We start from the raw sequence: 26,183 nt of genomic DNA, 5'->3' as shown, positions 1-26,183 counted from the left end.
GTCTGGGAGAGGGGGAGGGCTTACCACCTGTGTTGGAGATTTTCTTTTATGGCCCCATTCATGATCAATGGGAATTCGGTACGTCATCCCGATGCTCATTCAACCATTCAACAAATCAACAATTAAACGGTTTTACTTCCTCACACAGCATAAAAATTTTCGCATCCCGCCGTGGCGGGACTAGATCCCTTAAGGGAAGTATTCTAAAAAGGCTTTAAAGAAGCGAATTCAAATGTTTGTTAATACTGATCTGGCTAGAGACAAAGCCTACCAATAAACCAAGACCGAGAATGATGGCGTAAACCGTTACGGGCATGGTGACTTTTGAGTACAGCCAGGTTTTAGCTAAATAGACAAAACCAAACAAAGCCGCGTCAGCCAGCAGGCCGCCAACCAGACCGTAAAAAAAGCCTTCTACTAAAAACGGTTGTCGAATAAAGGCTCTGGTTGCTCCCACTAATTTCATGATTTCAATGATTTCTCTGCGGGCATAAATAATGAGTCGAATGGAATTATGAATTAAAATGGTGGTTATGATGATCAGCACCAGTCCCAGACCTCCCAGAACAAGGTAGATGATCGTTATGTAACGATCCAGCAGTTGCAGGGCTCTGGAAGCATAGATGACTTCGGTTACGCCATCAATTTTCTGGATTGAGGCGGCCAGCGTCTTTATGGCCGGCGTGTTCCTGAATCCCGGCTTTAGATGGACAATAAAGGAGGGGGGCAAAGGATTTGTACCCAGAACTGATTGAACATCCTGTCCAAATTCCCTTTTAAAACGCAGAGCAGCCTTTTCTTTGGAAATGAATTCGAGGCGCTCGATCCCCTCAATTTTGTTCAGCTGTTTGGATATCTGATCGATCTGCTCCGTATTTAAAACCGGCTCCAGGAAAACTTCCACTTCAATATTTTTTTTCTTTTCACCAAGCCAGTGGTCAATATTGCTGAACAGAGTGATGAAGAAGCCGATCATAAACAGGGAAAGGGTTACTGTGGTGATGGTTAAAAAAGTGGCTAAGCGGGCTCGCGCCAATCCTTTAATTCCTTCTTTGACGGAAAAAACAAAATTCATTCAGAAACTAATCTCCCGTTTTCTATTTGAATCACACGATGCGGGTATTTTTCAATTAAAGACTGATCATGCGTGGCCATAAGGACTGCAGTACCCTGGCGATTGATGCGTTCCAGGATGTTCATGATTTCCATGGAATTTTGCATGTCCAGATTACCGGTCGGCTCGTCGGCGAGGACGATAAAGGGTTCGTTTACGATGGCGCGGGCAATGGCTACTCGTTGTTGTTCGCCACCAGAGAGTCTTTCGGGCAACATATTGCGCCGGTGGGCGATGTTCACTTCGCTCAAAACGCGAAGAACACGGCGTTTAATTTCCGAGCCTTTTACACCGGTGACGCGCAGGGCAAACGCCACGTTTTCGTACACATTACGATCAGGTAAGAGCTTAAAATCCTGGAAAATGACGCCCAATTCGCGCCGCAGATAGGGAATCTGGTTTTCCTTTATTTTTGCCGTGGAATAGTTGCCTACAATAACCATCCCGGCATCAGGGAAGAGATCCATGTAAATCAATCGGAGAACCGTGGACTTACCGGCGCCACTGGGCCCCACAATATAGGCAAATTCGCCTTTAAAAAGACGAAATGAAAGGTCGGAGAGGATCTCTTTGCCTTCCATGCGTAACGTTACATTGTAAAATTCGATCATTCCGTTTTTGACCTTTTCCCTCTGAATTTCCGATAAAGTATTTCAAACTGTTCTACAAGCTCACGAAATTCCTTCGATTCATCCATTTCCCGGTCTTCGATGCCGCTGTTCAAAACTTTGGTGATGTACTCTTCGTAAATTTCGTAGCGTTTTCTTTCCGGTTGATCTTTGGCCAGTAAATGGGCTTTCATAACATAAAGCTTAAGGATTAAATTATCAATCTTTTTTAGAGGCGCCTCGGGTAGAATGCCTTCTGTGATTAAATGACGTGCTTCATAGAGCAGGGTGAGTTTAAGGTTAATGTCCTGGGTTTCGTGATATTTTTTGAGAATCTGGTTCAGTTTTTTCTGATAAACGGCCTGTATCTGTTTGACGCGCCAATCGGCAAGGTCTTTTTGCAGTTTTTCACATTTTTCTCGCTCCTCGGGACGCCTGGCTACTTCCTTAGCTTGGTGCAGCGTTTCGTGAATCGAATTGTAACGGCGCTGAATGGTTTCCACCGTTAAGGCGGAAAAAGGCTTGCTCATGTCTTCAATGGCCAGGTGGATAAGTACACGAAATAAATCCTTCCTGTTTTTTTCTTTTATTTTTAATGAAAGAAAAAGCAGGATGCTCATCAGCGCGACCAGAGCGATGATTATTTCGATGGACACAACCATGGTTTTCCATCCGTGTTTTTTAATGTTTGATAACGCCTGCTTCCCTATTAGGGGAACCCCTTGGCCATCTTTGTTTTACGGCCCTCTGAACCGGTTTTTCATTTTTAACCCGATAGCATTACACTTCACGCATTAAAACAAAATGCGCGCGTTCTGCCGTTTCTTGTACAGGTTTCATGCTAAAGTTACTAAAAATCTCCTGTATTTTAAAGTTAGATTGCGAAATGAGTTTGATCCACTCCTTAATCTCACGAATGCGTTGCTGATGTTCTTCGTAATAGTGCGCTCCATTCAGCCAGATATGGAATTGATTTATTTGTGTCTGCTGATCATCGTTAAAGAAACTGTAACGGTCATAGTGCAAATGGTCGTTTATTTGAGCACTTTCGCGGTAGCTTTTAAAGGCTGTTTTACACAAATAGGGGGTTACCACATCAAAGATTAATACGCCTCCCCTGCGCAGAACACGAAAACTTTCGTCTAAAAATTGTAGAACTTCGCTGTCGGTCATCAGGTAATTAACAGAATCGTAAAGCGCGAGGGCCACATCCACGGTTTGCGATGTAAGGGGAAGGTTTGTAAAATCGGAACAGACGAGAGGCAATTCAGGGTATTTTTGTTTGGCTCTTTGTAACATGGGCCATGAAAGGTCGAGCCCCAGCAGACGCGTATGGTTTTTGCACAGATGAAACAACAGATTGCCTGTACCGCAGCTTAAATCTACGATGCAGGAAACAGGTCGCCGGGCCAGGCTAAAGAGCCTTTCCATATAACGGGCCCACATTTCGTAATTGACATGAGACATTACATGGTCGTAAATTGAAGCCAGGGCAGAATAAGGCTTAACCGGTTGAATGCTGTGAAATTGTGCCATGCTTAATCTTCTTAATTTTGTAAAAAACTGTTTAAAATGTTAATTTGCATTCTTTAATTGGTATTACAAAACCGGATGTGATTCATGTTCAACTTTATCAATGGACTTGTTCTTCCTTTTCTGGCGGCTGCACTCATACCCCTTATTTTGCATCTTTTAAATCGTCAAAAATTAAAGACCATTCCCTTTAGTTCGCTCAGGTTCCTTAAAGAATTGCAAAACAAGCGCATTCGACAGGTTAAAATTTACCAGATATTAATCATCATCATCAGAATGCTATTTATTGTTTTTCTTGTTTTGACCTTTGCCAGGCCCACTTTAAAAAGTCTATTTTCTGCCCGGGTAAGCGGAGCCCGAAGCACGGCCGTAATCCTGTTAGACAACTCGCTGAGCATGCAGGCGCGTCCTGCCGTCCGGTCAAATTTCGAAAAGGCCAAAGACCTGTTGCGTCAGGTTCTGGCTACGTACGGCGAAGAGGATCATGTTTTTATCATCACCGGAGATCTCGATTCAGGACAACCGCTTCAGCTCAATTATAATGAATCTTTTGACTATTCTCAATTAAAAGTCAGTAATTTCGACTTCCACCTTGGCTCTTCGCTACAGCGGGCGGAGCTTCTTTTTGCTCAATTTCCGAATTACAATAAAGAGCTCATCCTGATCAGCGATGGCCGCTGGCCAATGACAAGTGTCTCAGATTCTACAAAAAGCCTGCTTAAAAACATGAAATGCAGAATGATCTTTCTTGATGTTAATACGGAACCCTTTGACAATTTAAGTTTGGATTCAGCGAGTGTGGCTTCCAGAATCATTGAATTACATCAACCGGTACGCATTCAGGCCTTTTTGCGTAACCAGAGCGATCAGGAAAAAGAGAGTTACCTTAGTCTGTTTAACAAGCAAACGCGTTTAGCCATGCAACTGGTAAGGCTTGCGCCCCATGAGTTAAAATCGACCGAACTGGCTTTCTCTCCCAATGCGCCCGGCCAGTACGACCTGACGCTGGAATTGGATGATGATCAACTTATGGCCGATAACCACTACTATTTAACGCTGAACATTCCGCATCAGATTAAAATTCTTTACGTTTACCGGGCGCTCCAGACAGAAATTGCTGCTGCTTTTCAGGCGCTTTCCGCCAAAAGTAATCTTAAAATTACCATGGTTGGCATGAAAGAATGGCTGGCCCAGCCTGTTTCAGAGTATCAGTTACTGGTTTTTGATGATCCTGTTGAGGTGGGTGCAGCACAGTTAGCCATTCTCAGGCAATTTCTGGCGCTGGGCAAAAATATCGTCATCTTGCCCGCATCAGCGGCCACATTAACGGATTACAACCAGATTCTGAATCGTTTGGTACGCAAAAAACCGTTCATTGAACTGATCAGACGTCAGACAGCGGACCAATTTTTCACTATCAAACAGACCGTGCAGGGGGAACCGTTTCTGCAGGCTGTGTTACAGCCCAGAGCAAAAAAGGTGGATTGGCCCCATTTTTATCAGTATTTCAAACTGCGCAGGATAGGGCCAACGTTTTTCGAATTTTCAACTACAGATCCATTTTTACAAATTTTGAAAGGCCTGACAAAAGGTCAGATTTTTCTGTTCAGCGCCGGACTTTCACGTCAATGGGGAGATTTCCCGTTCAGAGGTTTCTTCATTCCTTTTTTGCACCAGCTTTTTGCACTGGCTACGTACACCGTAGAAGAAAATGCGCAGGCCCAAATTGGTTCTCCGCTGACAATTACGCTACCGCAAATCGCTCTGAAAGCCGATTTCCAATTAATTAAACCGGATGATCAGGGCGTTAACATCATCCCGCAGCAAACCGATCTTGGGTTGTCGTTTTCGTTTCGCGGATTTAATGAGCCTGGCCACTACAAAATGGTCAGTGAAGGTAAGGTATTAAAAACGATTGCCATTAATCTGGATGCCCGCGAATGGCAGGAACCCTTTTTAAAATTAGAACAAATCCGCAATGATCTGATAACTTTTTCTGACAAGGATTTTAGTCCTCGGGCCCTGCAAAAAGCCCGGTTGGGTAAGGAACTGTGGCCTTTCTTTTTGAGCCTGGCTCTGCTCATGCTGGCTTTAGAAATGGGGCTGATTCGTAAATTAGAGCAAGGGTAGAAGTTAATTAATCTCTTGTCTGCTCTTGTTGTTTGCCCCCTAAGCCGGCTTTCGGTAGCCGTCAGCTTTAGAATACTTCCCTCAAAACTTATAATCCCACCACGGCGGGATGCCAAAATTTTTGTTCTGTGTGAGGAAGCAAAACAGTTGAATTGTTGAATGGCCTGTCCGGCGGCCAGACGGGTTCTCTCTATGGTAGAATAAAGGTTTGGGCTTTGCTGCCTTAGAATCTGTGTATTAAAGAAAATCGATTTCGTTTTTAATCATTTTTTTTGGGGCTCTATCGAGCCAATGCGACTCTGGAGAGTCGTGCTACGAGATTACAAAATATTTAATCTGCCTTAGGCTGAAAACTTTTATTTTCCTTTCCCTCTACCGCGGGCCAAATGAATAGTAAGGTTAAACTCAGCAGAACGAATTTTCATTAGAATTGAATTGGCTAATAAGAAAAAATCTCAATACAGGTGAGAAAATTTCACCCCCAAGCCTTCCCTCTCTCCCAGATTTTTATTCTGGGAGAGAGGGATCGAAGGGGTGAGGGCAATTAATTTTTAATTTAAAACATTCATTGCCTGTCCCCGAGGATCGGGATTTCCGTTTCATTACAACAGGCTGCGCCTGCCAGACGGGCCTGTCCCCGAAAATCGGGATTTCCGCTTCGCTTCAACCGGCTGCGCCTGCCAGACGGGCCCATCCCCAAGAATAGGGATTTGGAATGACGCTCAGCACGAAGCCTCACGGGTTGTCATTTCGACCGATACGCGGAGCGAAAGCGAAGGGCAGAGCGGAGAAATCTTTCTTTATACTTACAAACGTCTCGAGCTGAAGCTCGAGTTACGTTGCGTTTGCGTGTGTTCCAGTGGAGGGGATTCTTCGCCCCCGATAAATCGGGGACTCAGAATGACATGCCAGCACAGGCCTTCACCGCCTGGATCCAACTTGCCCTGTCTCAAAATAATTTTTAATTCGTAATTTTTAATTAAAATTAATTCTTTGCCTGTCAGGCTGGTGCTGCCAGACTGGCCTGTCCGGCGGACAAACGGGTGCTCTCTGCGGTTTTTTAAAGGTTTCGGCTTTGCTGCCTTAGACTCATGCAGCCCCCCAATCCGCTGCCCTCAGACCGGCGATTACCGAAAAAGAAAAAATCGTCCACCAAAAGCATTTAATCGGGATATTGAGTGATTACCATCTACTCAGCAATATTTTTAAATGTGTAAAATATTTGTTAGATTACGGATTTCTAAAGAAGGTGTGGTGAGGAGCGATGTGTGCCATGAAAACCTACAAAAAAATCGAAGCGCGCAAACAGAAGTGGGAACAAACCACTCTAAAAAAAGTTGTGCAGCGTTTTCCTGAGCAAAAAGAGGCCTTTACAACGGGCTCATGGTTACCGGTGGAACGCCTCTATCTGCCACGGCCCGTGAGTGAAGAGGAGTATTTAGATCGCGTGGGATTTCCCGGAGAATATCCCTTTACGCGCGGGGTTCAACCGACCATGTACCGCGGTCGTTTCTGGACCATGCGACAATATGCCGGTTTTGGCACGGCTGAAGAATCGAACCGGCGTTACAAATATCTGCTGGAGCAGGGACAAACCGGCCTTAGCGTAGCGTTTGATCTCCCCACACAGATCGGCTATGATTCCGATGATCCAAGGAGCCTCGGCGAGGTGGGCAAGGTCGGCGTGGCCATTGATAGCTTGCAGGATATGGAAATGCTGTTAGATGGCATCCCTCTGGACAAGGTGTCCACTTCCATGACAATCAATGCTCCGGCAGCCGTGTTACTGGCTTTTTACATTGCGGTAGCAGAAAAACAGGGGGTGGCCAGAGACCAACTGAGAGGTACCATTCAAAATGATATTTTAAAAGAATACATTGCCCGCGGCACTTACATCTTTCCTCCCAAACCATCGCTGCGCCTGATTACCAATATTTTTGAGTACTGCTCCAGTGAAGTACCAAAATGGAACACCATCAGTATTTCCGGCTACCATATTCGCGAGGCCGGATCAACTGCGGTGCAGGAGGTTGCCTTTACGCTGGCCGACGGAATCGAGTACGTTCAGGCTGCGGTGCAGGCCGGACTAGACATCGACCAGTTTGCCGGGCGGCTATCGTTCTTCTTTAATGCCCACAACGATCTGTTCGAGGAAGTGGCAAAATTTCGGGCCGCACGTCGCATCTGGGCTAAGATCATGAAAGAACGCTTTGGAGCCAGGAATCCCAGATCGATGATGTTGCGCTTTCACACACAAACCGGCGGCAGCACGCTAACCGCTCAACAACCGGACAACAACATTGTACGCGTCACCATTCAAACCCTGTCGGCGGTTTTAGGCGGCACGCAAAGTTTACACACCAATTCGCGGGATGAGGCGCTGGGTCTGCCCACCGAAGACTCCGTGCGTATTGCTCTACGCACGCAGCAGATTGTGGCTTATGAATCGGGCGTAACCAATACGGTGGACCCTCTGGCCGGTTCCTATTTTATTGAATCTTTAACAGACAACATTGAGCAAGAGGTCTGGAAATATCTGAAAAAGATCGATGAAATGGGCGGCATGGTTGCTGCCATCGAAAAAGGATTTGTACAAAAAGAGATTCAGGATGCAGCTTACCGTTACCAGCAGGAAGTGGAGCGTGGCGAGCGGGTTGTTGTCGGAGTTAACAAATTTGCCATGGACGAAGAGGCGCCCAAAGAGATTTTGCGTGTAGATCCACAGTTGAGAGAAATTCAGGCCGAGCGCCTGGCCCGATTGCGAGCCTCAAGAGACAATGATGCTGTGCAGCGCGCCTTAAAGGCTTTAAGAGAGGGCGCCAGCGATGAGAAGGTTAATCTGATGCCTTTAATTTTGGAAGCAGCCAAAACGTACGCCACATTGGGCGAAATTTGCAACGTGCTGAGAGAGGTGTTCGGCGAATACCAGGAATCGATTGTATTGTAAAAGAGTGACCCCGTGTTTGAGAAAAGACTCGCGCTGGGCAGGTCATTTCATTGGGTAAGATTTGTGAAAAGTGCTGAAGAAAAAACCAATCAAGAGTTGAAAACCGAAGGGGCAAAAAGCAGAGGAAAGGAGCGATGTCCAGGAAAATAAGAATTTTGATTGCCAAACCGGGTCTGGACGGACACGATCGGGGGGCCAAGTACGTGGCCCGGGCCCTGAAAGACGCCGGTTACGAGGTCATCTACACCGGCATCAGACAAACGCCTGAAGCTATTGCCAGAACAGCGGTTCAGGAAGACGTGGATTTTGTCGGTTTAAGTTTGCTTTCCGGCGCGCACAACGAATTGTTTCCGGAAGTGGTTCGACTATTGAAAGAAGAGGGAGCCAATGAGGTGATTGTCTTTGGCGGCGGCGTCATCCCAGAGGAGGATATCCCCTATTTAAAGAAACAGGGAATCGAGGCCGTTTTTACCCCAGGAACTCCCATTCAAAAAGTAATCGATTTTATTGAGCGTAAAAAGGAAAAGGTTGTAAAGCGATGAGCGAATTGGTAGAACGCGTTGCCAGTGGTCAAATCAGGGCCATTGCCCGGGCTATTAGCAAGATTGAAAACGAAGGCCAGCAAAAAGAGGAGCTAATCGACAAATTATTTAAACACACAGGGCAGGCCAAAATCATCGGTATTACGGGCCCGCCAGGCTCTGGTAAAAGCAGTCTGTTGGATCGCATCATCGAACTGGAAACGCAAAAGGGCAAGAAGGTAGCGGTGCTGGCCATTGATCCCAGCTCGCCCTTTACAGGTGGGGCCATTTTAGGCGACCGGGTGCGCATGCAAAAACACGCTACCAACCCCCGGGTTTTTATTCGCTCCATGGCCTCGCGTGGGCACCTGGGAGGCATTGCCGGGGCCACGGCCGACGCCATCAAGGTGTTGGACGCAGCCGGGTACGATTTAATCTTTATTGAAACCATTGGCGTAGGACAGACCGAAATTGACATCATGAACATTGTCGATCTGGTTCTGCTGGTGCTGGTGCCTGGTCTGGGAGACGAAATCCAGGCTCTTAAAGCGGGCGTAATGGAGATTGGCGATATCTTTGTGATTAATAAATGCGACAAAGATGAAGCAAAACGCGTTAAAGCCGAAGTGGAATATGTACTGCATCTGAAATCTGAAGACCACGCGGAAGAGATGAACCCCATCTTTTTAACTTCGGCCACACAAAACATTGGCCTGGAAGAACTGGTGACGGGGATGGAACAGGAATTGCAAAAGATGGAACAAAAGGGTCAGTTGAAAGAACGGCGTCTGAGAAGACTGGAACTGGAATTAAAACATATTCTAACTTCCAAAATCGAAGCCCATGTTCACCAATTTTTAAACACGCAAAATCATTTGCAGGAATGGCTAAAAAAATTAAGCGCTAAACAAGCCACTCCGTACCAGCTGGTAAACCAGAAAGTGGCGGAAGTTTTAAAGGAGATTCATGAAAAATGATTGAAAAGGTAGACCACATCGGAATTGCTGTTCGTTCTCTGCAAGAACAGTTGCCTCTGTACCGCGACGTACTTGGATTGGAATTTCTGGGCATGGAGACTGTAGAGGATCAAAAGGTGCGGGTAGCCATGTTCCAGGTGGGCGAGGTTCGTCTGGAGCTTCTGGAGCCGCTGGATGAAGAGAGCCCCATCGCCAGATTCTTACAAAAAAAGGGAGAAGGCCTGCACCATATCGCCCTGCAAACAAACGATCTGAATCAAACGCTGGACTGGCTTAAAAAGAAGGACATTCAGCTCATTGACGAACAACCCCGCAACGGGGCGCATCAAACAAAGATCGCTTTTCTCCATCCCAAATCCACAGGCCGCGTCCTGATGGAACTCTGCCAACCCGACCGTTAAGAGAAAAAGCCCGTTTAAGGGCATCAATGAATCTAACCCAAAGTTTAATTGGCGTTCGGCGTTTCATTTTAATTAAAAATTGAAAATTACGAATTATTCTTTGTGAAAAGGCAAGTTGTGGCCAGGCGATGTGGGCCCGTGCCAAAATGTCATTCTGAGTCCCCGATTTATCTGGGGCGAAGAATCCCTTCCACTGGAATTCAGGCAAACGCAACGTAACTCGAGCTTCAGCTCGAGACCTGTGTCAGGGCGAAAAACGATTTCTCCGCTCTGTCCCGACGTAGTTGGGATGCCGGCCAAAATGACAATTAAAGAAGCTTCGTGCCGCCTGTCATTCTGACCCTGATTCATTTGGGGAAGAAAAGTTTTACACTTCATGGGAAAGTTGTAAGAGTGGAGAGCTAACAATTTAATAGTAACGGCGCTTCACCGGTATTGAGAACAACTTTCCATTTCCCCCTCGCCCGCTTTGCGGAAATTGAGGCCAGGGTGATTACCATTACTCCGCAGGAAAAAATGAACCAATTCTTCAACCTGTCGCTTCCCTGAAACAGCACGTAAATTTTCACAAAGAAAAGCAGTAGTCTTTTAAAGCAAATATTCCAAGCCCAAAAGGGACGCCGACTATTTCAATAACACCATTTTCCTGATCTTGCTGTAAACAATCTGCTGATTGCGCAAAGCCACCAGACGGTAAAAGTAGATTCCCGAAGGCAGGGGAGTCAGTGTGAGTTTGAGGGTGTGCTCTCCGGCCGGCCAGTGTTTCTGCAGGGTTCTAAAGACTTTTCTCCCGCGCACGTCAAAGAATTCAATCCGAACCAATGCCGCTCGGGCTAATTGAAAACGGAGCGTGGTCGATGGATTAAAGGGATTGGGAAAATTTGGAAAAAGGCAGTAGGTTAAGGGCAATGAGCCTTCGGACTCAATACCTGTTACCGTATCTTTTACCACAACCCGCGCTGTGTCCAGAGCAAAAGCGCCGCTGTCATCGCTTAAGCGCACAAACAGATCAAGTGACCCGCTAAAATGATCGCTCCACAGCTTTAAGGTTTGCTCTGTAAAAGAATAGTCCAGACTAATCTGTGAGTCTGACAGAGCAAAATGCCATCTTAAACGCTCTGGCGGCGTCTCTGCATCGCGGGCAAAGGGAAGCAGATTAAGGATGAGGGAATCGCTTTTAATAAATTGCAGTGTGTCCGGGAAATTTACGATCTGCGGCGCATCATTCACAGCCTGAACTTCAACAAAGACTGTGCCGGAATCGCTATTAACCCCATCACTAACCAGAAGCCTTAATGAATCCGTTCCAGACCAGTTTTCCGGAGCCAGAAGTAGAGTTCCACCCTCTTTTTGACGGCTCATGATGTGCGGACCCGATTTCAGGCGGTAGCTTAAAAGGCTGTCCGGCGTATCGACATCCTGAACATAGGCAAACCAGAAAGTAAACGGCACAAAGAGGCTGTCGTCTTCCTTAAATTTCAGAAGTGGCAGGCTATCGGACAGTTGCGGAGCGTCGTTTACGGGATTGACCGTAAAGACTGCTGAATCCTGATCAGAAAGGTTGCCTGGATCGCTGGCTTTAAAGGTGATGGTTTCGCTGCCGTTCCAGTTGGAATCGGGCGCGCTGACCGTGGCCACGCGGTTGGCGTCGATGGTGACAATCAGCTCTTTGTTGCCGGAATAGGTCCAGCTGATTTCATTGTCCGCGTTGTCCGGATCGCTGACGTAATCGTCTAAATGGATGGGCGTAAAACTCTGTCCCTCGTCGATGGTCTGGTCGGGAATGTCCGAAACCAGCGGCGGATCGTTCTGGTCTTTAACGGTCAGAGTGTAATCCTGTTGATCCGTGGCGTTCTGGCTGTCTTTGACCTGCACAGAAACCGCATGCTGGCCCACGTCGCTGTTGCCTGGCGTGCCGCTGATTAAGCCTGTTTGCGCGTTAATGCTCAGGAAGGCCGGAGCGGAGAGCAGGCTGTAGGTTAACGTTTCATTGGAATCGGGGTCCTGGGCCATGACCTGGTACTGGTACAATTGGTCCTGAATGGCGATGGTGTCCGGCGTGGAGGTGATTTTTGGCGGATCATTCACCGGATTAACGGTAAAGGTTGCTGAATCCTGATCGGACAGGTTGCCTGGATCGGTAGCCGTAAAGGTGATGGTTTCACTGCCGTTCCAGTTGGAATCGGGCGCGTTGACCGTGGCCACGCGGTTGGCGTCGATGGTGACGATCAGCTCTTTGTTGCCGGAATAGGTCCAGCTGACTTCATTGTCCGCGTTGTCCGGATCGCTGACGTAATCGTCTAAATGGATGGGCGTAAAACTCTGCCCTTCATCGATGGTCTGGTCGGGAATGTCCGAAACCAGCGGCGGATCGTTAATCGCATTAACAGTAAAGGTAGCCGGATCACTATCGGACAGACCGTCAGGATCCGTGGCGGTAAAAGTAATATTTTCAGAGCCATTCCATTCGCTGTCCGGGGGCGTAATTGTACAAACATGGGTTGCGGGATCTATTTCAACCAATAATTCCACATTGCCGCTGTAGGTCCAGCTCAGTTCGGAATCGGTATTATCCACATCCGAGACGTAATCATCCAGATCAAACGAAGTAAAACTCTGCCCTTCGTCAATGGTCTGATCCGGGATGTCGCTGACCAGCGGGGGATCATTCACCGGATTTACGGTAAAAAGCGCAGGATCGCTATCGGCAAGTCCTCCGGGATCGGTGGCCGTAAAGGTGATGCTTTCACTACCGTTCCAGTTAGTGTCGGGCGTGGAAACGGTGGCCACATGGGTGGACGGATCGATCTGAACGGATAGTTCCACATTGCCACTGTAAGTCCAGGTCAATTCCGAATCTGGATTATCCACGTCATTTACGTAATCATCCAGATCAAAAGAGGCAAAGGTCTGTCCTTCATCGATGGTCTGATCGGGAATATCACTGACCACGGGCGGGTCATTCACTGCAGTTACGGTAAAGGTGGCGGAATCCGAATCCGACAGCAACGAGGGGTCGGTAGCTGTGAAAGTAATGGTTTCGCTGCCGTTCCAGTTTTCGTCCGGGGGTTGTACGGTTGCCACGTGTGTGTTGGGATCGATGCTGACCAGCAGATCGGTATTTCCGGAATAGGTCCAGGTAATCTGGTCATCGCTGTTGTCTGCGTCGGTTACGTAATCATCCAGATCAAATTGTGTAAAGGATTCGCCTTCGGCAATGGTTTGATTCGGGATGTCGCTTACCACTGGTGGATTGATGGGGTTTAAATAGGTAATTTCCAGGCTCCAGCTTTCAATGGTCGAATTATTGTTGTAATAGGTGTCATCAAAAGCTTTGAGCGTCCAGGTTCCCTTAGCGTTCAAACCGTCAAAATAAAAGAAAGCATTGTCCGGTTTAAACGTGCCGCTGTAAGGACTTACGCCCTGGTAGAGAGCCGTAGAAGCTTCGTCATCGAGTGTGGTGTTCTGATACTCAGATTGGGCGTCGCCGTTGTGTGTGGCCGGACCTGTGGCCGGGCCGGCAGGCGATTCCAGAGCCAGTGACAGGTCATTAATAAAACCGCTCACCGTTAAATTCAAATTCACATCAACAATGGAGCGATCGTCGGCAATGTTTAGTGTTGAAGTAAAAAATTGGTTGTCATTATTGATGGTTACGGGCACATCGCTGCTGTTGTAAATCTGTGTTGAAAAATCGCCCACATAGTATTTTAGAAATTTAGGCGGGCGGCTGAGCGCATCGCCTTTAAATGGAAAGGTGTTTTCCAGCAGGTCAGGAGAATTGTCCTGCGCCGAGATGTAATATTCTACCAGAGTGCCCCAGCTTTGTGCCGGAATGGTAAAATCGTATTGATTGCCTGTGGGGCCGTCCTGGTCAAGCACTTTTTCCCAGGAGCTGGTGTCGCCCTGGAAAATGGTGCGGTAGAACAGGGCCGGCTGATTTTGATCGCCGGCAATGCCGTCATTGTCGGTAATAATGGCGCTGACCGTACGCGGCTCAACCGAAGAAGTTGGTTGTAACATGGTGTGCGCAATGAGTGGGACGTCGCCATTCTCGTTAAAAGCCATTTTAACGGCTTTGTAAGCGTTTACGCGGCCAAAGCCCACATGCACGTTCCAGCCATTTTCATCAAAGGGGTAAAGATCGATTTTATCAGCCGTTTGTTCCAGAATATGTTCGACTTCACTGGCAGTTAAATTGCTGTCGGCTGCCAGCACCAGGGCGGCTACCCCAGAAACATGGGGACAGGCGGCCGAGGTTCCGCCAAAATGATCCATGTAATCGCCATCTACATAACCTGCTGTCCCCACAATGTCTGTGGTATACACGATGGTAGGCGCTACCAGATCCAGGGCTTCTCCGTAATTTCCGCCCCAACTGCGCTGGTAGTCCTGACTGCCCGGATTTTTCTTTTCATCAAACATATTGGAAGCGCCAACGGCTAACACATCCGTAAGATTGGCCGGATAACTGACATTTCCGCTTCCTCCGTTGCCGCTGGAGAAAACCACCACGCAACCCTTACCATTGCGTCCCTGGGTTTTAGCGCGGTGAATGGCGTCATCCAGGGCCTGGCTGGGGGAGGAGCCGCTCCAGCTGTTGCTGATGACATCGGCACCGTGCTGCCAGGCATAGTCCATTGCCTCGGCGTAGCCGGCGTCGTCAGCGCTGCCGTAAAGGGTAAATACCTTTAAGGGCAATATTTTTGAATTAAAGGCAATGCCGGCCACTCCAAGGCCATTGTTCCCTTCAGCGGCTACAATACCGGCCGTGCTGGTTCCATGGCCCTGTACATCATTTGCGTCACTGCCATTGTCCGGCGTGTAATCGACTCCCTGACTGTACAGGTTGTCATCCAGGTCCGGATGATCCAAATCTACTCCGCTATCCAGCATGCCAATCACAATTTCGGCGCTGCCGCCTGCACTGATACCGTGATTTTGCAACACGTCCCAGGCCAGATCCACATCGATATCGGCATCCGGGTAGCCATTGACGTGGTCTGGCAGGGTGTTGTCCTTGGTAGCCGTAACAACGGATTGGCCCGTGTTTTTGTGCGCCCACTGCTCCGGCCACAGTGGATCGTTAACGTCGAAGTTTAAGGTTTCCCAGTTCATGTAAATAAAATTGGGCTGGGCGTAGCGCACTTCGGGTAGTTCCGTGTAATAGTTGGCCGCCTGCAGGCCATTCCATTTTCTATTGGCCTCCATTTGCAACAAATAGGTGTTTTGCGGAAAAGATTTTACGATTTCTGCTCCGCTGTTTGTGTTAATGGCTCGAATGGTCTGCAAGGAAACATCTTCATAAAAGCGGACGAAAAACGTGCGGTTAACGGTTTGCCTGACCCGGCTGTCGGCCCTTCTGAATATCGGCGTAGCCAGAATGATCTGGCTATCCTGGTTTAAATGGTCGATCACTTCCAGTAACTGTTGACGGGTCAGGGGCTGCCGTAACTTAACCAATGGCATGTTTTGCGTCCAGAGCGGATTGCCGATTTCAAAATCAACCAGATACTTTTGCAACACTGCTTTCATCTGCTGACGACTGTCTACAGATTTGAATTCCACAGAAAGCTGATCCTGTAAAGGAAACAGCTCGATGCGCTGGCCGCGATACTGGTAAAAGAAATTACTGCTTTGAGCAAAGAGGGGATGAGTGATCAGCGCCAGAAAACAGAGCCATTTAAATTTGTTCATTTTTTATTCCTGGAATAAGATGTCTTTAAAGAATTTAATAAAAATTACAACATAATAGTTATGGCACAAGTCAAAATATAGCCGGATGAATGATGAAACAAATTGAAATAGGAAAATGGTTTTTGAGGTGGGAACCCGTTAAGGTATTGATCCATGCTGTGTCACTTAACATATTTCCTTCAAAAGATCTGTCCCGCCATAGCGAGATGCGAAAATTTTTGTGCTGAAAATCCTAGCCCCACGCCCCCTTTCCTTTATTAAAAGAAGGGAAGGGGGAGCCAATAGTGCAGCTTTGCTGAGTTTTACTCAGATATGTTAAGATAGTTTGCAATTTTCTATTTGAAATCGTTGCGCTCTTTGTGAATGCTTTGCCTGTCCGGTTGGCCAGACCTGTCAGGCTGCGCCTTGCCAGACTGGCGGGCCTGTCCGGTGGCCAGACGGGCCTGTCCGGCTGCGCCAGCCAGACGGGTCTGTTCCCGAAGATCAGTATTTCCGCTTGGCTCCAGCAGGTGGCCAGACGGGCACTCTTTGTGATTTCTCTGAGCTCTCAGTGGTTGTTAAATTCCTGCGGTAATGTTTTTTGCTTGGGGTGCTGCTGACCTGGGTTTTCGTAAAAGTTTTTACCATTTACCATTTTAACTTGTTATGGGTTACGTGTCACGTTTTTAAAAACATTGCGATTTTTTCGGTAGAAAGTAAGGCATAACGAGTTCGCCAAGCGCTCAAGGAATTTTTCGAATGATTAAGATACTGTTCCTTTGCGTTTTTATTGCCTCTTGCACAAATGCAACATATTAATCATGCTGCTGTCGAGGGTGAATATGATTTTTCCCATCAAAAAGAGCGTTTCAGACACCCAAATTGTGTTTCAGGGTTGCAACATCCATAGCACTAAAACATTGCAACAGTGAAACAAAAAAAGTTACCATGGCAAACGGTTATTTCTGTAAACACAATAAATTCAACAGGTAAAAATTTTTGGCATTAAAATTGATAATATATTAAGCAAGCGTTTCATTTGGAGGAGGTTTAAAATGAGTATGTTACTTTTAAATAATGGGGCTTGTAACCCTTAGTTTTTTGATTTATTGTTCCCACAAAACAAGCCCAACGGAACAACAAGATACGGCCGACCTTTCGGTAAATATGCTATTAAAGCCGGAATCAATCGGTAATGACATAATTAATTTATCATTTATTAAAGTCAGAATTATTAAGCAATTTGGAGATAAGAGTTAGTACCTGCAAGGAAGAAGAAAAGTTTAAATGAAATATTGGAAGTCATAAACTAAAGTAAGTTGAATATCAAACGGCATCAGCCTTTTTTGTTTGTTTAACTAATAACGAGTTAACTTTAAAAAAATGTTAAAAATTTTGTAAAAATTATATAACATAAAATTAGGAGGTTTAAAAACCATGAAGTTGAGAACTATTATTTTGCTAACATTGGTTATTATTTTAAATATTTCATGCGCAACTTTTAAGGGAAGTGGTATCTATGTCAAAGAAGATTTGTTCCCTAATTACAATTATGAAAACAATCAAATTAGAACACCAATTCCTGAACTAAGTAAAAATGATTTGATTGAGAAAATATACGCAATCAAATGGTTTGAAGACAATACTATAGTTACTTTTGAGCCTAGTGTCAAAAAGGATGATCAAATAAATATTAGGGTAATTGATATTAAAAATGGAAAAATAAAAAATATAAATGAATTAGAAAAAAATTTAATCATTGAAAAATTAAATTCACTATACTATGGCGAATTACCATTAGAAGAACAACGGTTATCTACGATAGGCAAAAAAGTACTAAAGAGTGTGTTAATAAATATATTGTCAGGTGGTAAAGTAGATATGATAGAAGTAAAATCGCAAGGATATATATTTTCCCTAAACAAAATATATAAAATTAACTACAATGCAAACATTAAAGTTGAAGATTATGCGAATGTTGTAAATATATTAGTAAATTTCACCAATCCAAAACTTAGTTATAACAGAACTTTTAATTTAGCAAAAAACAAATATTCGACTGATTTTGGTAAGGCGGGGTATGTTATTGAAGGGGCTCCAAGTGTGTGGAAGTTGGCTTATGCTATGGAAGTATCACCTGATGGGCGTTTTGTAAAACTTCAAAATTATCTTTGTGATTTGGAAAGTGGAAAAATTAAAAAATTATATAAATCTTCAAGAAGATTTTTTCAATCTTGTTTTTCACCTGATTGGTCAAGAATTGCATTCTTATTTAATAAAAGTGATGGCAAAGTTTTTTTAGATATCACAGATTTTAAATTAGAAAATGTATTTTAGAATACTTCCCTTAAAAGATCTAACACTTTAGCGTGAGAAAATTTTTGTGCTGTGTGAGGGAACAAAACCGTTGAATTGTTGATTGGTTGAATGGTTGAATAAGCATCGGGCCGACCATTGGCCGTAAATGGGGCACGTGTAAGAAATCCCCAATACATGTTAAAATTTCACACACAAGTCTTCCCCCTCTCCCAGATTTGTATTCTGGGAGAGGGGGCCCGAGGGAGTGAGGGCTAATTTGTGAAATAACTTCTGCTGTTGGAGAAGTAAAGTCAAGAGTATATGAGTGTAAGAGTTAAAGGGTTCCGGGGCACCGGCCTGTCATTTTTTAAAGAAGTTTTTTGGTTGCGGCTCTGCTGCCTTAGAATACTTCATTCAAAAGATCTAGCGACTTAGCGTGCTAAATTTTTAATGCTGCTTTTGGAGGGCCGTGTTGAAGAGTTGGATTAAATTTTATCTGCGAATATCTGCAAAATCTGCGAGAAAAATAATTGTGATTAAAAAAGTTTCTAGCACTTTCGGTTTCGGCTATGCTGCCTTAGAAGTTAAGATTATGAGAAATAAAGTTAAAATTTTATTGATATTCATATTGTTATTAATATCTTGTTTTACAATGCCAGACGAAGTTGAGGAAACTTATTTAAAGAAAGACTATACAAAGCTGGTCGAATTCCTATATAATAAAGATTTTAGAGTGAGGAACATTGCTATTAAATATTTAGAAAAAATTGAACCTGAAAAATTTCTTGATCTTTTTCTTTATGCCCTAGAAACACCTTATGATGATTCATTTAAAAAAATTTTAAATTTAATAGAAAATATTAAAAACGAAAAAATAAAAAATTTTTATTTAAAAAAACTTAAAGACGACCAATATAGTTTAATTCGGAAAAAAAATATTTTAAAAAAATTATATATATATCTTGAAGATGAAAAAATTTATAATAAATTACAAGCTTTATTAAAAAATAAAAATAATGCTTTAGCTTTACAAGCCGCGGAATTACTATCAAAAAAAAGAGATCCAATAGCTCATGATGTTGTAAAAAAAATGATATTTTCTGATTTTTATATCTTTCAACGTGAAGCTTTACGAATAATTGGAAATTTTGGTTATTTCAACGATATTAAATTATTAGAAAAATATATTAATGATCCAGATCCTTTTAAAAGGCAATATGCTTCTGAATCAATTGAAAAAATAAAGCAATATTCAAAAGACACATCTACTATAAATAAAAGCACAATAGAAAGACGAATGTATCTCGTAGGAAAACCTAAGTTATCAAAAGACGAATTTGTTGCAAGAAGAGATGTAAATGGAAGGATATGCGCTGCAATTAAAATTATTTCAAGCATGGACGGTTTTGCCTATGATTCATACAATGGAATAGTTGGAGATATCGATGACAAACCAGGTGTGGATGTAGTTTATCTATCCCCAGATGAAAGAGTACTAATAATTTATCATGTGGGTTATGATGAACCATTAAAAATTATTTTATCTGAAGTAGGCATTACCTTAAAGCCTAAACAAGTTTGGATAATTAAAATCAAAGGGTAATATCAGTAAACTCTAAAGATTAAGAGGTGGTTTACATTTTGAATGTGTTTTATTTAAATGTCTCTTGGTTAAAGGGGATGTTTCGGTTCAGCTGGAAATGGACTTTTTGTTCAAAAATTCAGGAGCTGTAAATGTTAGTTGAGTTTCGGTTACTTTTTATGTTTGTAGAAATGGAGAATGTAAAGAAATAAAACAATAAATTTTTTTATTCTTGAACTTGGGAATGCAAAGGATAAAGGAAAATATTATGTTAACTTATTCATCAAATTCATTGACTTACTATTTAATATTAATTTTAATAACATCTTGTTCTGTTATTGATGAAATAACCTATGATTTTCAATACAGATATAGTCAAAGCAAATATTATAACAAGAATTATGGCTATGTTATGGATTACATTAGTCATTACAAAAGATATCCTAATAAAGTTACAATTAATAATGAAACATCAGAAGATATTTCTGTTGGTTTTACAACTGATATAATTACTAAATAATAAATGATATCGATAAAATGGTATCGTCATATAAGCGAAGTAAAATTAACTGATATTAAGACTAAAAAAGTTTATGGAGTAATAGAAGTTGGGCCAACAACAAATGGCATAATTTATGTAATTAAAAATAATGGCTCAAAAAAAGATAAAAAATGGTTTATAAAAAGAAGGAGGTAAACATGGAAACATTAACTAAATCATTCACATTAAAAATATTTTTCATTTTCTTTATTTCTGTTTTTTGGGGATGTAGTGAACAGTCACATTCCGTTACAGTAGAAAATAATAGCTCAGAAATAGTATTAGTAACATTAACTCAAAACAGCAATATTATTGGTTCTTTTACAGTTGGAGTAAAACAGGTTGAATCTCAAGAAGTTAAAGGGACCGGTGAATATTCAATTTTACTTACAGGAAATTTTGGCACTTGGTCGACTTGGAATCAAAATAAAGATATCACAATTATTGTACCTGAAAAAGGAAAGCCATATAAAAAATAGTAGGAGGATAAAATGTTAAAGAAAGATGTCACAAAAATTTTAATTTTTGTGACATCTATAATTATTTTTTTGTGGCTTCAACATATTGTGATAAAAATAGTGCAAATCCAGAATATTCAAAAGAAATTAAAATAACCAGTTGCAAGACATTTACTCAATATGGTATTAAATTTGAAATGCCTGAATATATTGGCTCGGGGACAGGAATAGGAAAATTTAAATGGAAGGTCAATGGGAAAATATATGAGTACTGGGTGACTTATCAGGATGGATGCATTGTTAGTGTAAACGCTGCTTAAATTATAATTAATCAATTTGCTCAGTATGAAAAAGGAATTCAATTTTATATTTAAAACATCAATTATAAAGATAATAATTTTATGAACAAAATTAATCATACTTTATTTATTAGCAAAAAAATATTTAAAACTTCAATGTTTGATGCAATACCCATTTTGAAATTTAAAACCTATACTCAGGATTTTCTATTAATTGGCTTGAGAATTCCTTACAAGGCTGGAGGCGTGATTGTAATATCTAGTATGTCATCTATTGAGTAAATTTGTTGTGTATACTTACAACTTCTCTGGAAGGCTAGCTAATTATAAATAATTTAATATTAACTTAAATAAATATAGGTAATTTTGTGGTAAAATCTAAGTGTTAGAAAGGAGTATACTTATGAAATCGAAAATTTTATTATCGCTTTTTATCTTTATTTTAAGCACGTTAATTGGATGTACTGAAGAAGGTGAATTGAATGTAAATAACAATACTAATTCATCATTAAGCCTTAATATTGATGGAAATACATATGAAGTTGGGGCGAATAGCAGGATAAATAAATCGTGGGAATTAACAAACTCTATTTTTGAAACGGAAGAAAAATCAGTCAGCATTTCCGGTGAAGGACTTTTTAAATTTTATTTTAGCGATCAAACAAACGTAAAACCTAATGAGACTACAAATTTTAATGTCAATGCAGATGCTGGTGCAATAAAACTAACCAATAACGCGTCCATTTATGTCAAATCTGTATATATTTCTCCATCTTCTGACCAATATTGGGGAAGCGATGCTCTAGCTGGCACATTATATCCAGGAGAATCAGCTTACTGGAGGGTTTCTCCTGGATATTGGGATGTGCGTGTCGTGGATTCGAACGGCAATTCGTATGAACTATACAATAATTATGTATCCATAAACGAATTACTATCATTATCCTTTTCTTCCAGTACAAACAAATGGCTGAAAACGAATGGAGACAAATATAAATATATACAAAATCGCATATACTTCAAAAAAACAATTTCATTTAAGAAGGAAAGAGTTTATAGTCCAATAAATAAATTTTAGAAAAATTAATACGGTTAATCAAAATACTTGGATAATATCTGTTCTGGGAGGAGTTCGCCTATATTTTTTAGAATATTTCCCTCAAAAGATGTATGGATCAGTGTGCGAAAATTTTTGTGCTGAGTGAGGAAATAAAATTGTTGATTTGTTGAATGGTTTAATGAGCATTGGGCTGACAGACCGAATTCACATTGATCATGAATGAGACATGATCGGAAATCTCAAACATATGTATGGAAATAACCCATAAGCCCCCCTCTCCCAGACTTTTATTCTGGGGGAAGGGGAGCGGGGGGTGAGGGCAATTAATTTTAACTAAAACATTCATTGCCTGTCTGTCTGGACAGACGGACAGACCTGTCAGGTTGAGCCCTGCTTGTTCTCACATCCTGGCCCCTTCTTAAAAAATAATTTCTAATTCGTGATTTTTAATTAAAATTACATTTTTGCACTCTTTGTGATTTCTCTGAGCTCTCAGTGGTTTTTAAAGCTTGCGATTCTATTGCCTTAGCTTAAAACTGAAAAAATGCCAATTTTTTTGTAGATTTCAGCCCGGGGCAATTGAGAAAAGGCGCAATGCAAAACAACTTTCAACCCATTATTTACCGGAATATTCATGGCACGATTTTTAGGCTTTCCCTGCCGGGCATGATTTCGTCGGTGCTGGAGACCTTGTTCCAGCTGATCGATGCCTATTGGGTGGGGAAATTAGGAGCCGACGCCCTGGCGGCCATTGGAGGTTGTGCCTTTATTCTTTGGGCAATTTTTTCTCTGACCGCCCTCAGTGTCAATGGCATGGCTGCTCTGGTTGCTCAGAATATCGGGGCGCAAAAACCAGAAGAGGGCCGCTTTGCAGCCGGACAGGGACTGATTTTAAACACTCTGACCGTATTTCTGGTAGGCAGCATAGTCTATCTTTTTCAGGATCATCTCTATGCCCTGATGGGCTTTGACGCGCAGGTTTTGCAATTAGCCCGTCAGTACATGACTATTATTTTAAGCGGCATGGTTTTTATTTTTTGGTTTACGGCCTTCGAAGCCGTTTACCGCGGAATGGGAGACACCAGAACCCCGATGATCGTTTTAGCCTTTGGCTTAACCTTGAATGCCATTGCCGACCCTTTTTTTATTTTTGGCTGGTGGATTTTTCCCGAGATGGGGATTGGCGGGGCAGCTCTGGCTACCATAATCAGTGAATTGGCTTCGGTGGGGGGATTGTGGTGGCTATTAAGACGTCGCCATTACCTGCCGGCCTTTAAGCGGCGCCCAATGATTGACCGTGCACTAATAAGAAAGTTGATCGCCATAGGCGCTCCAGTGGCTTTTGGCGGATTCTTTTTCAGCATCATTTACGTTGTTTTAACGCGCATTATTGCCCGCTTTGGCATGGAAGCCATTGCTGCCATTGGCATCGGGCATCGTATTGAAGGGATTGCCTGGTTTGCCTGTGTGGGCTTTTCTGTGGCCGCCTCAACGTTGGTAGGACAAAATGTGGGCGCCGGACGCATCAAACAGGCAGCCCGAGCAGCCTGGCTGGTTAATGCCTATGGTGTTTTGATTTTGCTGGTTGTATCGGCCGTTTACTATTTTTTCCCTGATGTTTTAATGAGTGTATTTACCCAGGACACACTGGTGCAAAAGATCGGAACGCAGTATTTGCGTATTATTGCCCTGTTTGAAATTTTTCTTGGCCTTGAGGTTATCATGGAAGGAGCATTTAGCGGGGCGGGCTACACTTTGCCGGTCATGTTGGTCAGCGTGCCCATCACAGCAGCGCGCATCCCGCTGGCCTACTGGCTGGCGGTAAAAATGGGCCTGGGCACAAGTGGAATCTGGTGGGCTATTGCCATAACCACTGGTCTGAAAGGATTTTTAAACGCTCTGTTATTTGCAGTTGGAATATGGAAAAAGAAAATAAAAACGGAGGATCAAAATGAGATCGAGTAAGGTGGTCAAAACGCGGAAGTACCGTCTGGATATGAATGAAAAGATTTTGAACAGCGGATTCAATGATTTTAAAAAATTCTTTGCACTGGACAACAAGGCCTATCTGCAAGGGGCTATTCCGGTTAAATACAAAGAATTGATGGGGCTGGTGGGAAGCATGGTCTTGCGTTGCAATGATTGCATTTTCTACCATCTGGATCGTTGCGTTTCGGAAGGGGTAAGCAAAGAAGAATTGTACGAGGCCATGAACATTGCACTGATCATTGGCGGCACCATTGTGATTCCGCATTTACGATATGCCTTTGAAATTCTGGAAGAATTGCTGACAATGGATGATCAATGAGCAAATTCACTTGCCATTTACTGGCCAGGAGTAATGTTCTCTTTAAATTTTTTCTGCCCTTTGACAAACAAGAATCTGGCTCAAGGGCCCTTTAAAATAAACTCAATACGTTCTAACTTGCCGTCAATTTTACCGTTTGGGACAATGCCCAGAATTTTACAAACCAGAGGGTAAACGTCTACGTTGTGTAATGTTTCGCAGGCATAGCCTGTTTTAAAGGCCGGGCCGCCAGCCAGAAAAATACCCTGCATATCCAGTGTGTGATTATCATATCCATGGTCTCCCCGCGACGGGTGGCGGCGGATTTTGGCTAGCTCCTCCGCACTGCGTACAAAGGTGTAGCCGGGCTCTGCAAGCGCCACAACATCACCGATAAAAGGGCTGTTCCGGTAGTGAAAATAATCGGGAATGTCTTCTTTTTTGTAAACCGTAAAATGGCTTCGATTTTTGTTCAAAAGTTTAAAAACCTTTTCTTTCTCTTCTCTGGAATTGGTAAAGATGTGCACCAGCGGGCCGTAGCCATCTACGCGAACCGTTCTGGATTGTAGCACATTGTACAACAGAATCTGCCCATCCGGACGTAAGGGCGCCATGCCATGGTCGGAAAGAATGATGATATTAATCTCCTGTGCCAGGCCAATGGAATCCAGTTTACTGCGCAAAACTCCAAAATATTGGTCCAATCGTCTTATGGCCTGATTGACTTCCTCGGACTGCGGCCCAAAGCGATGACCATAGGTATCCGTATCGCTGAAGTACAAAAACAAAAGATGGGGGCGCCTTTCTTCCGGAAGTTGTAGCCAGCGAATGATGCCATTGATGCGCTCCAGAGGAGGAATGGATCCATCATAGTGTTTAAAATAGGTTGGGTGTCGGTAAGAAAGATGCACTTCGGAACCGGGCCAGAAGAAACTGGCGCTTAAAACACCCTGGCGCCTGGCCGTTTCCCAGAGGGCTTCTCCTTTGTACCAGTAAGCGTCCCGTACAACACTGGTGTCTCCCAGACGATAGTTTTTCCCGGTGAAAGGGTCACTGAAACGGTTATTGATCAATCCATGATTTTCCGGATACAAGCCACTTACAATGGTGTAATGATTGGGGAACGTTTTGGAAGGAAAGGCCGGTTCAAAGGTAATCGCCCGAACACCCTGGCTGGCGAATGTTTCCAGATTGGGTGTGATGCCACGGTTCAGATAGTCCCAGCGAAAACCGTCAAATGAGATTATGAGCACATAGGGCTTCTGTCCCATTACCACGGAAAACAGAAGCACAAAGAGGATGAAAACACATTTGAATCGTTGCATAAGCCTACCTCAAATAAATTTAATGATGGCAATCTAAATTAAAAGTCAATAAGGTACAAAATGAATTTTTGCAGGAGTGTTGTTCAATACCGGATTCTGTTTCATTGCCGCAATGAGTTGTTGCTCAGCCTCTTTTTGCGAGAATTGGATTTTAGAATACTTCCTTTAAAACTTCTAATGCTTTAGCGTGCGAAAATTTTTGTGCTGTGTGAGGAAGTAAAAAGGTTGATTTGTTGAATTGTTTAATTGTTGAATGGCCTGTGCCAGAAAATCGGGATTTCCGCTGCGCTCCAACCGTCTGGACAGCCGTCCAGACAGGCCTGTCCCCGAGTTTCGGGATCTGGAATGATGCTTGGCACAAAGCCTCAATGATTGTCATTTCGACCGATGTGCGGAGCGAAAGCGAACTTCAGAGCGGAGAAATCT

General features: G+C 43.3%; 18 protein-coding genes. 12 read left to right on the top strand and 6 right to left on the bottom strand.

The genetic code is table 11. The features are described 5' to 3' along the window. Positions 1-214: 214 nt before the first annotated feature. The 4 genes from ACWB0I_RS09700 to ACWB0I_RS09685 form a co-directional block, all read right to left on the bottom strand. On the bottom strand, positions 215-1,075 hold the full coding sequence (locus ACWB0I_RS09700; protein ID WP_479387864.1) for a cell division protein FtsX: 861 nt from the start codon (positions 1,073-1,075) through the stop codon (positions 215-217). Further along, the gene (gene ftsE, locus ACWB0I_RS09695) at positions 1,072-1,725 is read right to left on the bottom strand and encodes a cell division ATP-binding protein FtsE (RefSeq protein WP_479387863.1); all 654 of its coding nucleotides are present in this window, start codon (positions 1,723-1,725) and stop codon (positions 1,072-1,074) included. The genes ACWB0I_RS09700 and ftsE overlap by 4 nt, the downstream gene beginning before the upstream one ends. Next, positions 1,722-2,384 (bottom strand): hypothetical protein, encoded by a 663-nt coding sequence (locus ACWB0I_RS09690; RefSeq protein WP_479387862.1) that lies wholly within the window; start codon positions 2,382-2,384, stop codon positions 1,722-1,724. The genes ftsE and ACWB0I_RS09690 overlap by 4 nt, the downstream gene beginning before the upstream one ends. 118 nt (positions 2,385-2,502) lie before the next feature. Continuing rightward, positions 2,503-3,258 carry a class I SAM-dependent DNA methyltransferase gene (locus ACWB0I_RS09685; RefSeq protein ID WP_479387861.1) on the bottom strand — a complete coding sequence of 252 codons (756 nt, stop codon included), beginning with the start codon at positions 3,256-3,258 and terminating at the stop codon, positions 2,503-2,505. An 84-nt stretch (positions 3,259-3,342) separates the two neighbouring features. Here ACWB0I_RS09685 and ACWB0I_RS09680 point away from each other — a divergent pair, with 84 nt between their 5' ends. The 5 genes from ACWB0I_RS09680 (at position 3,343) to mce (ending at position 10,231) form a co-directional block, all read left to right on the top strand. Beyond that, positions 3,343-5,385, top strand: coding sequence for a BatA domain-containing protein (locus ACWB0I_RS09680; protein ID WP_479387860.1), 2,043 nt, complete (start codon positions 3,343-3,345; stop codon positions 5,383-5,385). A 1,273-nt stretch (positions 5,386-6,658) separates the two neighbouring features. After that, positions 6,659-8,332, top strand: coding sequence for an acyl-CoA mutase large subunit family protein (locus ACWB0I_RS09675; RefSeq protein ID WP_479387859.1), 1,674 nt, complete (start codon positions 6,659-6,661; stop codon positions 8,330-8,332). Positions 8,333-8,466: 134 nt separating this feature from the next. Beyond that, a complete protein-coding gene (locus tag ACWB0I_RS09670; RefSeq protein WP_479387858.1) occupies positions 8,467-8,874 on the top strand; it encodes a cobalamin B12-binding domain-containing protein in 408 nt (135 codons plus the stop codon). Beyond that, entirely contained in the window at positions 8,871-9,830 is a 960-nt protein-coding gene (meaB, locus tag ACWB0I_RS09665) for a methylmalonyl Co-A mutase-associated GTPase MeaB (RefSeq protein WP_479387857.1), read from the top strand. The genes ACWB0I_RS09670 and meaB overlap by 4 nt, the downstream gene beginning before the upstream one ends. Then, entirely contained in the window at positions 9,827-10,231 is a 405-nt protein-coding gene (gene mce / locus ACWB0I_RS09660; protein WP_479387856.1) for a methylmalonyl-CoA epimerase, read from the top strand. Before meaB ends, mce begins: the two co-directional genes overlap by 4 nt. Positions 10,232-10,855: 624 nt before the next feature. Here mce and ACWB0I_RS09655 read toward each other — a convergent pair. After that, positions 10,856-15,928: a S8 family serine peptidase gene (locus tag ACWB0I_RS09655; RefSeq protein WP_479387855.1), complete on the bottom strand. Its 5,073-nt coding sequence runs from the start codon at positions 15,926-15,928 to the stop codon at positions 10,856-10,858. A gap of 1,416 nt (positions 15,929-17,344) precedes the next feature. Between ACWB0I_RS09655 and ACWB0I_RS09650 the strand changes: the two genes are divergently transcribed. The 6 genes from ACWB0I_RS09650 (at position 17,345) to ACWB0I_RS09625 (ending at position 24,453) form a co-directional block, all read left to right on the top strand. Then, complete coding sequence (locus ACWB0I_RS09650; RefSeq protein WP_479387854.1) at positions 17,345-18,244, top strand: hypothetical protein; 900 nt, start codon at positions 17,345-17,347, stop codon at positions 18,242-18,244. A gap of 433 nt (positions 18,245-18,677) precedes the next feature. Beyond that, positions 18,678-19,808: a hypothetical protein gene (locus ACWB0I_RS09645; RefSeq protein ID WP_479387853.1), complete on the top strand. Its 1,131-nt coding sequence runs from the start codon at positions 18,678-18,680 to the stop codon at positions 19,806-19,808. Positions 19,809-20,486: 678 nt separating this feature from the next. Continuing rightward, the gene (locus ACWB0I_RS09640; protein WP_479387852.1) at positions 20,487-20,807 is read left to right on the top strand and encodes a hypothetical protein; all 321 of its coding nucleotides are present in this window, start codon (positions 20,487-20,489) and stop codon (positions 20,805-20,807) included. A gap of 681 nt (positions 20,808-21,488) precedes the next feature. Then, complete coding sequence (locus ACWB0I_RS09635; protein WP_479387851.1) at positions 21,489-22,163, top strand: hypothetical protein; 675 nt, start codon at positions 21,489-21,491, stop codon at positions 22,161-22,163. Positions 22,164-22,739: 576 nt separating this feature from the next. Then, positions 22,740-24,110 (top strand): MATE family efflux transporter, encoded by a 1,371-nt coding sequence (locus ACWB0I_RS09630; protein WP_479387850.1) that lies wholly within the window; start codon positions 22,740-22,742, stop codon positions 24,108-24,110. After that, positions 24,097-24,453, top strand: a complete 357-nt coding sequence (locus ACWB0I_RS09625) for a carboxymuconolactone decarboxylase family protein (RefSeq protein ID WP_479387849.1) — start codon at positions 24,097-24,099, stop codon at positions 24,451-24,453. The genes ACWB0I_RS09630 and ACWB0I_RS09625 overlap by 14 nt, the downstream gene beginning before the upstream one ends. An 80-nt stretch (positions 24,454-24,533) precedes the next feature. Here ACWB0I_RS09625 and ACWB0I_RS09620 read toward each other — a convergent pair whose 3' ends face one another. Then, entirely contained in the window at positions 24,534-25,757 is a 1,224-nt protein-coding gene (locus ACWB0I_RS09620) for an alkaline phosphatase family protein (protein ID WP_479387848.1), read from the bottom strand. A 233-nt stretch (positions 25,758-25,990) separates the two neighbouring features. Between ACWB0I_RS09620 and ACWB0I_RS09615 the strand changes: the two genes are divergently transcribed. Next, on the top strand, positions 25,991-26,183 hold a 193-nt coding region (locus ACWB0I_RS09615; protein ID WP_479387847.1), incomplete at its 3' end, for a hypothetical protein.

This window comes from Caldithrix sp. (assembly GCF_056497305.1).
Note: the sequence above shows the minus strand (reverse complement) of the source record. Positions and strands in the feature narration are given on the sequence as shown.